Origin of the sequence: Flavobacterium flevense (assembly GCF_900142775.1) — a bacterium.
GTDB classification, from domain to species: Bacteria; Bacteroidota; Bacteroidia; order Flavobacteriales; family Flavobacteriaceae; genus Flavobacterium; species Flavobacterium flevense.
This window is the reverse complement of sequence record NZ_FRCC01000001.1, coordinates 251,064-264,325: the sequence shown is the minus strand read 5'-3', so window position 1 is coordinate 264,325 and position 13,262 is coordinate 251,064. Positions and strand designations below refer to the sequence as shown.

General features: G+C 33.8%; 11 protein-coding genes and 2 tRNA genes. 10 read left to right on the top strand and 3 right to left on the bottom strand.

The window, feature by feature from the left end:
* Positions 1-208: 208 nt before the first annotated feature.
* A complete protein-coding gene (locus BUB89_RS01235) occupies positions 209-784 on the bottom strand; it encodes a helix-turn-helix domain-containing protein (protein ID WP_073241079.1) in 576 nt (191 codons plus the stop codon).
* A 338-nt stretch (positions 785-1,122) separates the two neighbouring features.
* On the opposite strand from BUB89_RS01235, the gene BUB89_RS01230 reads away from it, so the two are divergent.
* From BUB89_RS01230 to der, 7 genes are all read left to right on the top strand, one after another.
* Entirely contained in the window at positions 1,123-2,805 is a 1,683-nt protein-coding gene (locus BUB89_RS01230; protein WP_073241077.1) for a GH39 family glycosyl hydrolase, read from the top strand.
* A 389-nt stretch (positions 2,806-3,194) separates the two neighbouring features.
* A complete protein-coding gene (locus BUB89_RS01225; RefSeq protein WP_073241075.1) occupies positions 3,195-4,460 on the top strand; it encodes a MutS-related protein in 1,266 nt (421 codons plus the stop codon).
* 331 nt (positions 4,461-4,791) lie between these two features.
* Positions 4,792-4,864, top strand: a tRNA-Met gene (locus tag BUB89_RS01220).
* A gap of 35 nt (positions 4,865-4,899) precedes the next feature.
* A tRNA-Met gene (locus BUB89_RS01215) sits at positions 4,900-4,972 on the top strand.
* 256 nt (positions 4,973-5,228) lie between these two features.
* Positions 5,229-5,423 carry a hypothetical protein gene (locus BUB89_RS01210; protein WP_073241073.1) on the top strand — a complete coding sequence of 65 codons (195 nt, stop codon included), beginning with the start codon at positions 5,229-5,231 and terminating at the stop codon, positions 5,421-5,423.
* Positions 5,424-5,649: 226 nt separating this feature from the next.
* Positions 5,650-6,531, top strand: coding sequence for a GTPase Era (gene era, locus BUB89_RS01205; protein ID WP_073241071.1), 882 nt, complete (start codon positions 5,650-5,652; stop codon positions 6,529-6,531).
* A 548-nt stretch (positions 6,532-7,079) separates the two neighbouring features.
* Positions 7,080-8,390 (top strand): ribosome biogenesis GTPase Der, encoded by a 1,311-nt coding sequence (gene der, locus BUB89_RS01200; protein WP_073241069.1) that lies wholly within the window; start codon positions 7,080-7,082, stop codon positions 8,388-8,390.
* A gap of 120 nt (positions 8,391-8,510) precedes the next feature.
* Here the strand turns inward: der and BUB89_RS01195 are convergent, their stop codons facing one another.
* Positions 8,511-9,365: a reverse transcriptase family protein gene (locus BUB89_RS01195; protein WP_073241067.1), complete on the bottom strand. Its 855-nt coding sequence runs from the start codon at positions 9,363-9,365 to the stop codon at positions 8,511-8,513.
* A gap of 12 nt (positions 9,366-9,377) precedes the next feature.
* A complete protein-coding gene (locus BUB89_RS01190; protein WP_073241065.1) occupies positions 9,378-9,668 on the bottom strand; it encodes a helix-turn-helix domain-containing protein in 291 nt (96 codons plus the stop codon).
* Between the two features lie 969 nt (positions 9,669-10,637).
* On the opposite strand from BUB89_RS01190, the gene BUB89_RS01180 reads away from it, so the two are divergent.
* From BUB89_RS01180 to BUB89_RS01165, 3 genes are all read left to right on the top strand, one after another.
* Entirely contained in the window at positions 10,638-11,192 is a 555-nt protein-coding gene (locus BUB89_RS01180; protein WP_073241061.1) for an REP-associated tyrosine transposase, read from the top strand.
* A gap of 89 nt (positions 11,193-11,281) precedes the next feature.
* The gene (locus BUB89_RS01175; RefSeq protein ID WP_073241059.1) at positions 11,282-12,145 is read left to right on the top strand and encodes a S8 family serine peptidase; all 864 of its coding nucleotides are present in this window, start codon (positions 11,282-11,284) and stop codon (positions 12,143-12,145) included.
* Positions 12,146-12,654: 509 nt separating this feature from the next.
* Entirely contained in the window at positions 12,655-13,119 is a 465-nt protein-coding gene (locus BUB89_RS01165) for a hypothetical protein (RefSeq protein ID WP_073241055.1), read from the top strand.
* The last annotated feature ends 143 nt before the right edge of the window (positions 13,120-13,262 follow it).

Genomic DNA, 13,262 nt, shown 5'->3' with positions numbered 1-13,262 from the left:
TTTTTTGTGCAGTATAACGAAACAAAAAATGTATCGAGAACCGTTTTTAATAAAATTTTTCTTGTTCTCGATACAATCCCGTCCGAAAACGGGATTACTCGAACTGACGAAAAATTACTAGCAAAAACTAATTACACCCAACGGGTTTGTTCTTAAGAAAAATATTTAGAATAAGATAAAAAACTGATATTATTTATGGTTAAAAAAATCAAACAAATATATCTATATAGCTAACTTCATCAGTTATAGGGATAATTCCGTGTTTTTGTAAGGCGTTAAAGTACAGACTGTCACCGGTTTTTAAAATGTATTCAGTGTCGCCCACCTGCATTTTCATTTCGCCTTCAACTACAAAAACAAATTCTTCGCCATCGTGTGATAACTGGTGCGGAATAACTTCGCCTTTTCGAGCCACAAACAAAAACGGCTGCATTTTTTTTTGGTGGTATTCTGAAGCATACGGAAATATCAAATACCCTTTTTCGGTTTTAACCAGTTTGTCGACAGCTTCTTTACGGCTGGTAACAATCGCTTTATTCCATCCGTCCTGTTCCAGTAAACCTGATATCGTAGTGCCTAATGTAGAAGCAATTTTTACCAGAGTAGCTACTGATGGTATGGTTTTATTGTTTTCGATCTTAGAAATCATGCTTTTAGACAAGTCGCAGCTGTCGGCCACTTCCTGTAAGGTGCGTTTTTGATTGATGCGCAACAGGCGAATTCTTTCGCCTACTTCAAGATTGTTTTCTGTTTTGCTTTTAGTTTGTGTTTTTTCGTTTTCCAAAATGCCAGTATTCGAATAGTTGATTTAATTTTCTTTTTTCCCTCCCCTTAAAAGACGAAAATTTTCTTTAAAAGTCACCGAAATTACACCTTTAGGTTTTGGGGAAATTAATTTTGATGAATTTTAAACAGACTCTAAATTCCATTTTGCCACAAATAAAAGACAATTAAATGTTACATTGTCCAGACTTTTTATTTTTTGTACCAAAATTAAATTCGAAAATAAAGATACTGATTATAATGTTATCTAATTATTTTTTATCAACTTTGTTGAATAAAAGTAAACCTATTGTAAAAAATATCAACTTTACGGAAATTCCGTAAGCAATAAACCAACCTATGTATCAACCACTAAAACATTGTCTGGCTGTTCTTTTGACCGTATATACAGCAGCAACATTACAAGCTCAAAATCCTGAAATTAAGGTAGATCTTACCAAAGAAATTGGACCTATGAAACCCGTATGGGCATGGTTTGGCTATGACGAACCTAATTACACTTATATGAAAGACGGGAAAAAACTTCTTACTGAAATAGCCGAATTAAGTCCGGTGCCGGTTTATGTGCGAGCCCATAGTTTGCTGGTGAGTGGTGATGGTGTGGCCGCTTTAAAATGGGGATCAACAAATGCGTATACAGAAGATGCTAATGGGAATCCGGTTTATAACTGGCGAATTGTAGACAGTATTTTTGATACCTATGTCTCACGTGGAATGAAACCGTTAGCACAAATAGGCTTTATGCCCGAAGCACTTTCTACGCATCCTTCGCCTTACCGTCATTACTGGAAACCCGGTGATCCTTATACTGATATTATTACGGGTTGGGCTTATCCGCCAAAAGATTATGATAAATGGCGTAATCTGGTTTACGAATGGGTAAAACATTCGGTGGAACGTTACGGTCAGAAAGAGGTGGAAAGCTGGTATTGGGAAGTTTGGAATGAACCTAATGGACATTACTGGAAAGGAACCCGCGAAGAATTCTATAAATTATATGACTATGCCGCAGATGGGTTAAAAAGAGCCTTGCCTACAGCAAAAATTGGTGGTATAAATATTGCCGGAACACGAAGCAAAGGAGCTCAGGAATGGACTAATGATTTTATTAAACATTGTATCAGCGGCACTAATTATGCTACCGGAAAAACAGGTTCGCCTATGGATGCTATCCTTTTTCATGCTAAAGGTTCGCCTAAATTAGTGGATGGAGCAGTTCGAATGAACATGGCGCCACAGCTGAATGATATCCAAACTGGTTTTAATATGGCAATGTCTTATCCTGAAACGAAAGAGCTTCCACTGATAATAGGGGAGTCGGATCCTGAAGGTTGTGCGGCTTGTGGTATGGCTACAAATCCAGAGAATGCTTATCGAAACGGAACCATGTATTCCAGTTATACCGCAGCAAGTTTTGCCCGAAAATATTTATTGGCTGACAAAACAAAGGCTAATTTTCTGGGAGCCGTATCCTGGTCATTTGAGTTTGAAAATCAGCCGTGGTTTTATGGTTTTAGGGATTTGGCCACCAATGGTGTTGATAAACCGGTTCTGAATGTTTTTAGAATGTTCGGGATGATGACTGGTGCGCGTTTAGAAGCAGAAAGTAATCGTATGTATCCTTTGGAAGAAGTGGTTCAATCCAGTGTTCGTGGAACGCTGTCCGATATTGGCGTTTTGGCAACTAAAGATACGAAATCGGCAGCAGTGATGGTTTGGAATTACCATGATGATGACAAACCGGGAGCTACTGAAACGGCCCATGTAACTATTGAAAATATTCCTGTAAAAAAGGCCAATCTTACTGTTTATATGATTGATAAGGAAAATAGTAATTCCTATGAAATCTGGAAAAAAATGGGTTCGCCTCAAAATCCTACGCCACAACAAATTAATACATTAGAAGAATCGGGGAAATTAAAAAGTATTTCGACAAAGAAAATAAAAATAACTTCGGGTAAAACTATGGTGCCTGTGCAGTTGGAACGTCAGGCAGTAGCTTTGGTGAAACTGGATTGGTAGACTATCGGAAAAAGAATTTTAAAGGCTTCAGAGAAATCTGGAGCTTTTTTTAGTCTGAATTTAAATTTATTGGTCTCAAAATAGTTAACTATTTACTTTAGTGCATTTTCCTTTAAGGTTAAAAAAATATCCACCGCAAATGCGCAAATTATTTTTTTCTTTCCAAGTCTTTAAATTTAGAAATTTGCGGTGGATTTTAATTTTTAACCTCACAGACTTTCCGTCTGCCAAACCCAATCTATAATCTTTAAGTCCATAGTGGTTAATCAATTAAATTTTTAATATTGTAGTGTAGTCATTTTTACATAAATTTATTGTAATTTAATTCTTGATTTAGAAACAGAAATCATATTATAATTAGGTTTGGAATTAACTCGAAAGTGCTACAGATGAACAATATTCAGGATTTAAATATAAAAAAAGAGATACTGCCTTTATTTGATTTTTCATTAAATTCTTTTACAAAAAATAAGATTCTTTATTTATTGGAAACACCTCTGCTAAGTGAAGATAAAATTATAGAAAGACAAAATATTCTAAAGGCCTTTGAATCTAATAGGAAGGTTTTGGAAAATTATTCATACACCGTACTTTATTTAAACGAAGTTCACTTTTTTCTAAATAATTTTAAGGAAGTAGATTTTAAAAATACAAGTTTTTTGTTTTCGGGTCCTGATTATGATGAAATTCATCTAAATAACAAATTACATCAAATGGTGTTGTTTTTTCACAGGTTAGAATCTGTTTATTTCTCCAGAATCACTATGAAAGACTTTCCTGAAATTTATAAAAAAGATTTAAACAGAATTCTGTCCTTTCTTTCATTCCTTGAATTGAAACAATATGAGTTAATAATTAGGGAAAAACGTTTAAGAAGAAAACATGTTAAAGAACTAATCAATAAGATTCTCAAGTTAAAATCAGAACAGAAAATAGAGATGTTTTGGGAAGATTTATTTTTATTTGAATCTTATTGCTCTATTAGTATGGCAATTAAAAATAAAAATTTTTCTTTTCCAATTTTCGGAAATAAAGAAATAAGTCTGAATGATTTCTATCATCCCTTACTTAAAAATCCAATTAAAAATAATTTTACAACTTTCAGTAATGTTATTGTGTTAAACGGACCTAATATGTCGGGAAAGTCAACTTTTCTCAAATCCATTAGTTTATGTATTTATTTAGGTAATCTAGGACTTGCTATTCCTGCATCAAAAGGAATAATTCCCTTTTTTACCGACTTTTCAATCGGAATTAATAAAAGAGATACTATTTTAAGCGGCTACAGCCATTTCATGACAGAGGTTATTAATCTTAAAGATGTTGTTCTAAAAGCGGAAGAAGGCAAGAGGTGTTTTGCTGTATTTGACGAACTTTTCAGCGGAACAAATGTTGAAGATGCTTTGGAAATTTGTAAAACAACCATAAATGGAGTTAACAGGTATACTGATTCATACTTTTTTATTTCCACTCATATTCAGGAATTAAGGGATAGTATAAGTGATAATATCGTTACATTTTATTTAGATTGCGCATTGGTTAATGATACGCCTACTTTTACTTATCAGTTAAAAAAAGGATGGTCTGATATTAAAGTAGGTAGAATTTTATTTGATAAAGTTGGATTGAATAAACTTCTGAATAGTTCAAAATAATTGATAAATGATTTTTGAGATTAAATTAAATTAATTTCGGATATGTAAATGGTGTTTTTGGTTTAATGAACTTTCATCCTATTCCAAATTTTTAATATTTTTCCTTTTCATAGTTTCAGTTTTAAAATAAAAAACGGTTACGATACATTTTTCGCTTCATTTCATTGTTCTAAAAAAAAATCTAACGGACGTTTTACAGTAATTCATCCAACGGATTATTTTAAGCAATCGCACAACAGCAATCAAATCAGGAGAATAGCTTCCGGAACATAATTTTTTGACAATGGCATTGGATATGTCGAATTTAGTTGTATCTTTGCACCCGAAACATCGCGGGATAGAGCAGTAGGCAGCTCGTCGGGCTCATAACCCGAAGGTCACAGGTTCGAGTCCTGTTCCCGCTACTAAGGTAGCCTTATTGAGATTACAAAACGCACATCGCGGGATAGAGCAGTAGGCAGCTCGTCGGGCTCATAACCCGAAGGTCACTGGTTCGAGTCCAGTTCCCGCTACTAGAAAAGCTTCACAGCAATGTGAAGCTTTTTTTATTCCTTCTACGAACTAAAATGGCTCAGCTTGCCGTGACGGAAGCATTTTCAATCCTTCTTCTAACTGCGTAAATTTTACTATTCTCATTTTATCCAACGGATTCAAAAATGTGAATGCTGCAACTCTTAGGTGGAATTATATAATGAGTTTTTGGTTTAAATGGCACAACTTTGTCATGTTGCTAATTATCTATAAAAACAACCATTAAACGAAAACGTTATGAATTTAAAAAGAACTTTTGGAGCCTTACTTACCATCTTGGGAATAGGAGGACTTATCTATACTGCTGTGGTTTTTACCAATACCTCAGGTGGTACAAGGGATATGAAATTGCTTATTGTTTACGGCGTACTTGGATTAATATTTTTTATGACAGGCATAAGTCTGGTTCGTAATACAAAAGATGAAGCATAGCGACTGAAAAAACAGGCAGAATCAGTTTCATGCTTGCTGTGTATGCTAAAAAAGTCAGTAATTCTTATGGAAGCTATTGGATTCCATCGTACCTTTGTGGCCGAAACATCAAGAAATAAAGGAGTTGACCTCAGTACTATTTTGAGGTTTTTTTATGGATTCGAAAATAAAACGAATTCAAATCATCGGTAAAAACCGGCGCTTCACTTGATTCAAATTACACATTATGACACATAAAGCAGGTTTTGTAAATATCATTGGAAATCCCAACGTAGGGAAATCCACGTTGATGAACGCTTTCGTTGGCGAAAGACTGTCTATCATTACATCAAAAGCGCAAACCACCCGTCACCGTATTCTGGGGATTGTAAATGGTGAGGATTTTCAATTAATTTTATCGGATACACCGGGAATTATCAAACCGGCTTACGAAATGCAGGAGTCGATGATGAACTTCGTAAAATCGGCTTTTGAAGATGCTGATATTTTGATTTATATGGTCGAAATAGGCGAGCAGGATTTAAAAGACGAAGCATTTTTTAATAAAATTATACATTCTAAAATTCCGGTTTTGTTATTGTTAAACAAAATTGACAATTCGAATCAGGAGCAATTAGAGGAACAAGTGGCTTTCTGGACTGCAAAAGTTCCGAATGCGGAGATTTTTCCAATCTCGGCATTGCAGAATTTCAATGTTCCCGAAGTTTTTCAAAGAATCATTTCGTTATTACCGGAATCACCGGCTTATTATCCAAAAGATCAGTTGACGGACAAACCGGAACGTTTTTTTGTAAATGAAACCATTCGTGAAAAAATCCTGTTGAATTACAGCAAAGAGATTCCGTATGCCGTGGAAATTGTAACCGAGGAATTTTTTGAAGACGAAAATATTATCCGCATCCGTTCGATTATCATGGTGGAACGCGAAACCCAAAAAGGAATTATTATTGGTCACAAAGGTGCCGCTTTGAAAAAAGTGGGTACAGAAGCCCGTGCCGATCTGGAGAAATTCTTTGGCAAGCAAATTCATATTGAATTGGTTGTGAAAGTAAATAAAAACTGGAGAAGCAACGCGAATATGTTGAAACGTTTTGGGTATAATCAATAAATTTTATTTTATTTTGTTTCAAGTTTCAGGTTTCAGGTTGAAATGCGGAATTGGTAAGGAATAAACGCCTGAAAATTAATTTTTTATGCGTTGTGTAGGGAACAGTTCGCCCCGATGGGGCTAACAAACCCAAACTAATCCATCTCTACAAACAGTATTGCTCCTCTGGAGCATTTTTTTAGTCCCGGAGGGACTGTATGTTTGTAGAAAATACAGGTAGAACAATTCAATAAGCCCCATCGGGGCGACCTGTGAGTAAAATTTAAATACGTTTGACTTGTTTAGAGCGTATTAAGTCCAATTATCTCAAAGTTTCATCGTATCCTGAATGCCTAGCCCTGACAGTAACGGCATCCTTTCTAGCCGGGGTTCGGCTAGAAAGATATAGTGGATGGCAGGATTAGCTCCTGAAAACTTTAATATGAAACTCTCGACAAAAGAATGTACCTTTGCAAAAAATTAAAATACAGTATTTTAGATTTATAAAAGAATGCGATTTCATCAAAATGAAGTCTGAAATCTAAAATCTGACATCTAAATTAGATAAAATGAATAACATTGTTGCGATAGTAGGAAGACCTAATGTGGGGAAATCAACCCTTTTTAATAGGCTGATACAAAGAAGAGAAGCTATTGTAGATTCGGTTTCGGGAGTTACCAGAGACAGAAACTACGGAAAAAGCGAGTGGAACGGAAAAGAGTTTTCTGTAATTGATACCGGTGGATATATTCGCGGATCAGATGACGTATTTGAAGGTGAAATTCGCAAACAAGTGGAGCTTGCTATCGATGAGGCTGATGTTATTATTTTTGTGGTTGATGTAGAAGAAGGGATTACTCCAATGGATGAAACGGTGGCTAAATTGTTGCGTAAGGTAACAAAACCGGTTTTGTTAGCCGTAAATAAGGTGGATAACGCCATGCGTGAGAAAGATGCAGTGGAGTTTTACAACCTGGGTTTAGGTGAATATTATACTTTTGCCAGTATATCAGGAAGTGGAACAGGAGATTTGCTGGATGCTTTAATTAATGCTTTTCCGGAGAAACCGGAACCGGTTCAGGAAGAGGTGGTTTTGCCACGTTTTGCTGTAGTAGGGCGTCCTAATGCCGGAAAATCCAGTTTTATCAATGCGTTAATTGGTAAAGACCGTTTTATGGTAACTGATATTGCGGGAACTACCCGTGATGCGATTGATACGAAGTTTGACCGTTTTGGTTTCGAATTTAACCTGGTTGATACTGCGGGAATTCGCAGAAAAGCGAAGGTTAAGGAAGATTTGGAATTTTACTCCGTAATGCGTTCGGTACGTGCTATTGAGCATGCTGATATTTGTATTCTGGTTATTGATGCAACCCGCGGATTTGAAGGACAAGATCAGAGTATCTTCTGGCTGGCTGAAAAAAACCGTAAAGGAGTTGTAATCTTAGTAAACAAATGGGATTTGGTGGAGAAAGATACGATGTCAACCCGTGATTACGAAGAAAGAATCAAACAGGAATTAATGCCTTTTACGGATGTGCCTATTCTTTTTGTTTCCGCTTTAACAAAACAACGTTTGTTGAAAGCACTGGAAGCTACAGTAAAAGTATATGAAAACCGCCAACAGCGTATTGCGACTTCAAAATTCAATGAATTTATGTTGAAAGTAATTGAAGCTTATCCGCCACCAGCGACTAAAGGGAAATATGTGAAAATTAAATATTGCATGCAGTTGCCATCACCAACGCCTCAGTTTGTGTTTTTTGCCAACTTGCCGCAATATGTTAAAGAACCGTACAAACGTTACCTTGAAAATAAAATCAGGGAAAACTGGGATTTCTCAGGTGTTCCAATTGACATTTATATCAGAGAGAAATAATAACAGAAACCACTTCATTACGAGGTGGTTTTTTTGTTAGAATAAATGATGAAAGCTCAAGATTAGATTCTTGGGCTTTTTTTGTTTGTACTCTTGTGTATAGATACTAATTGTAAACCTTTATAGTCTTTTCTTTTCTTTAGCAATTTTTGCAATGTATTTAATACGATCCATATGTCCTTTTCTTGAGGCTTCACTTTTGTTTGGATTTACTGCTGAAATGAATGTATGTGGTAATGGTGAGATTCCATTATTTTTAATATGTATGCCAGTGACTTTAGGATTTCGAGTGCAATAATGTGTTTTTGAAAAATTTATTTTTAAACCTCTACTACGTAATTCTTGTATTATTTTTAAAGTTTTATCCTTGAAATCAATTGGATTTGAAAATGTAATATCATCAACATAAATGGATAATTTAAAACCTAGTGATATATATTTATCGAAGATATCTCCACAACTATGATAAACTACTAATGCTGCAAGAAATGATGATGTAGGACATCCTTGAGGTATAGCACTTTCTTTTGTACAAATACGAGTAATTAATCTAGCTACATCGGGATAGAAACCTTCTTTGCGAAGTGCTTTTTCTACACTGGAAAAATGAACAGATGGATAAAAGTCTTTTAGATCAGTAAGGAAGAAGAATTTATTTCCTTGGTGATGACGTCCATTTAATACTGCGTCTTTGTTTTTTAATCCACCAAAAAAGTATTTTGGAAGAACAAGTTTATATAATACATTGTGTAATAACAATGATTGTATATGTTTTAGTTTTTTTATCGGTGCGTTTATCGGTCTAGTTAAAGCAATGCCATTTTCATATCTTGGTAAACCTTTTTCATCTGTTTTAGGTTCGTTCCAATTTCTGTAAAATTTACTATCCTCTATATCTAATTCAGCTGCTAGTTGAATCAAGTCATTTTTGTCAACTTTTAAAGAATATGCTAAATCTTTGATTCGAGACCTCATGGAATTTATAGTTTATGAAATAAAAACATCGTTAATTAAACCTTTTATGGATGGCTCGAACATTTTAAATGCTTCTCGTTTAGATTGAGCGATATCATCTTCGTCCAATGAAAAAAAGACTAATACAGGCATTGGTATCGAAAGTGCATTCGCTATTTGCTTTAAGATATTTAATGTCGGTTCTTTTTTTCCTTTTTCTATTGAGGAAAGATATGACTGTGATAAGCCACATTTGACAGCAAAATCGGTTTGTTTAAAACCTTTCTGCTGTCTTAAGTCCTTAATAGCGTTACCTATATTCATAACAATTAAATAAAGTTAATAAAAAAAAATGAGAAGTGCGGAATTAGAATAATCCTGTAAAGTCGTCAATTCCGAAGAACTTCAGAAATTTTAGGAGCAAAGATATCGTCTGTATTGCCTGATTGGGATTAATCCCGTTTGGACTGTTTGACATTCTTTCTAACTCTATAAGAATATCTTCTAGTAAAGTTTTATCTTCTTCCGAGAACGTGTACCCGTTCTTTGTTAATAATGATCTAACTCCGTCTTGAAGTTGATCAACTCTTTGTTTGTGTATCATCTGTATAAGTATTAAATTATATGGGCAGCACTATTGCTACCTGCTTAATCAGCTATGTGAACCCATATAGGATACTGTCCAATACACTTCTCAATTTCCTGCTTAAAAAAAAAATAAATCTCATATAATTAAATATGACTTTTCTAATAGCCTCTTTGCCTAATAACTTTGAGTCAAATAGGTTTTGAGCTAATAGGATTTTAGTCAAATTAAGTTTACTGATATCATCGAATCTGGCTTCAAGCAATTTTCTAAGGTGATGATTTCTGTTCGAACATCGATACGCATTTAAGGCGCTTTAGGTTCAACGGTTCTCATTCCTTTAGAATAACCCATAACGGGTGGAGGGAAAATCCCTCTTCAATAGCTTTTATAAAAAAAGCTCTTGGGTTCACTACACAAACATTTCAAAGAACTACATTGCAAATATAGTTAAATATTTCTAATAGAAATAAAAAACACGTAAAAAAGCTTTTTTATTTTCTGTGAGAGATAAAATAGAGGAGTATACTATGGTTTTGATTGTATTTAAACCCCGATCGCTCGGATGTAACAAAATATCTCGTCAACAGATAGCGCAGTCCCGAAGTTTCGGGATGTAATCTGTGCCTACAACAGTGAGCAAGCAATAAAATTTAAAAAAGCTACAGCGATAAAACGTTGTAGCTTTTTGTATATTTAAATAAAAAATGTCTACAAAATATAAAGCTACCACGACAGATCAAGCCTATTTTATAACGATAACAACAGTAGGCTGGATAGATGTTTTTACAAGATTGAATCAGAAATATAATATAATGAATGCTTTGCAATATTGTCAAAAAAACAAAGGATTAGAAATATATGGTTATTGTATTATGTCGAGTCATATTCATTTGCTTTGTAAAGGAACAAATGGTTTTATTTTGTCGGATATAATGCGGGATTTTAAAAAATTTACTTCAAAGAAAATTATACAAACGATTCTGGACGAGCCTGAAAGCAGAAGAGAATGGATGTTAGATTATTTTAAAAAATCTTGCGAACATTTAAAAAAAGAACAAGAGTTTAAGGTTTGGCAAGATGGTTATCATGCAGAAATTGTAGAAACAAATTGGTTTATTAAGCAAAAGATGAATTATATTCATAATAATCCAGTAAAAGAAAAAATAGTAACTCTTGTTGAAGATTATTATTTTAGTTCTGCCAGAAATTATGCTGGACTGGATAATGATTTAGAAGTAATCTTGCTAGACTTGTTTTAGTTGCGAGTTGGAACGGGCACAGATTACATCCCGAAACTTCGGGATCTACTAATGGAGTTTATACTTCTGATCATTCGGAATTGAGGCTATTGACCACCGATGCAGATTTTGCGAATGAAATGTTTATGCCTTTTGGAGACACTAGTGGTGCTGCAGGTTTAGCATCAAAGATGGCTGCTGAATTAAGAACAATGTATCCAAATTATTGGGTTGAGACAATAAGAGGTTTAATGATTCATTCTGCTAGTTGGACTGATGCGATGATTAAAAGTGCAATGGATTCAACTCGTAAAGTAAATAAAAGATATCTTTTGAGGACTGTTGGTTACGGTGTGCCAAATATTCCAAAAGCAATGTATAGTATTGAAAATTCACTAACTCTTATTGCGGAGAGAGAAATACAACCCTTTAAGTATGAAAAGTCTAAAGGGCAATATAACGAATATCATTTATTTAATCTTCCATGGCCAAAAGAAGCTCTAGAAAACTTAGAGGATAAATCAGTAAAACTAATAATAACATTGTCATATTACATAGAACCTAATCCTGGGAGTAGAAGATTAGCCTCTCATTATGCTTATCATTCACATCAATTAGATTTTGAAATTATTAAAAGAAATGAAGATATTGAAGATTTTCAAAAAAGAATTTCAAAGCCAGAAGATGAAACTAAAGAAAATAAACCTTCTAGATCAGGGGTTAATTGGGAAATAGGTAATACAATAAGTGCAAAAGGATCTTTAAGAAAAGACTTTATTACATTGACAGGAAGAGAAATGTCAGAAAGAAATATTTTAGCTGTCTTTCCTAAAAATGGTTGGTATAAAAATTTAAAAAGGCAAAATAAATTTAACGAAGTAGTTCGTTATAGTTTAATTGTAAGTTTAGAGACTGAAGAAAATAATATTGATTTATATACTCCAGTAATGAATCAGATTGCTATTGCTTTATAATTAGATCTGTAGTAATAAATAGTCAACGTCTTACGAATGAATAGTACAGGTTTACAATCTATGTCCACAAACAAGAGCAATCCATTCATAACAATAAAATCTTTAACATTGTATTATTAAAATTTCATGTAACATGAACTGTAAAATATCATTTCAGGAAAGAGCCAAGTTAGGCATGGAGATGCTATCCAAGCGGTCGCCAGTTACCTTAGAAGAAGCAAGAGCACAAGTAAAATTGCTTAAAGATTGGAGTACATCAAATTCAAAACAAGGACAACATACAATTATTAATGAATCTGAAAAGGACATAATAACAGTTAAAATATAGCCAAACTTAGGTGCAGGAAATAATTGAAAGTTGGCAACAACTGTAAATAAACATAACTAAAAACCTCTTTACAAACTTACCGTCTGTAAAGGGGTTTCTCATTTTATAAGAAAATACAATGAATTTTGGTCTGATTCTTGGGTAAGGTTTTAAAAGTAAATAACCTTTAAAACCCAAGTAAATGAGAAGAATTGTAATAGGAATGGTATTGTTGGTCAATGCCATTGGATTTTCCCAAGACAATAATTTTGTAATAGAAGACGACTTAATTGTATGGCGAAAGGTGTATGAAGACACACACCATTTTTCAGCATTAAAAAATAATTTGAGATTACACTTTGTTACTGATTCTACAGGTACTATCAGTAAAACTAATTTTGCCGAAAGAAAGCTTGAGGAATTAACTGCCGATTTCAGAATAGAATCTAAGAAAGGAAAATATCGCGTTTCCGTGTTTAACATTCGGTTTTTTGGACAAATAATTCATCGTGAAGATCTCATTCAGGATTACTCGATTGAAAGTAGGTTTTTAAAAAAGAATGAAGAAATCAAAAAATCAATATGGGGCTATAATGAAACAGCATTATTAAATCATCATTTTGAGAAACTATTTACTATTAAAAAAGAAGTTCACGAAGATTGGTAATTCAAAGAAAAATTATATCCTAAAAAAGGAAATAATAACCATGGAAAATAATTAAAAGCAACTGCTCAAAAAGTAATTTATGGGCACTTTTATTTTTATTTACTTAAAAAACAGGATAAATAATAATTTTACCACAAATAGTT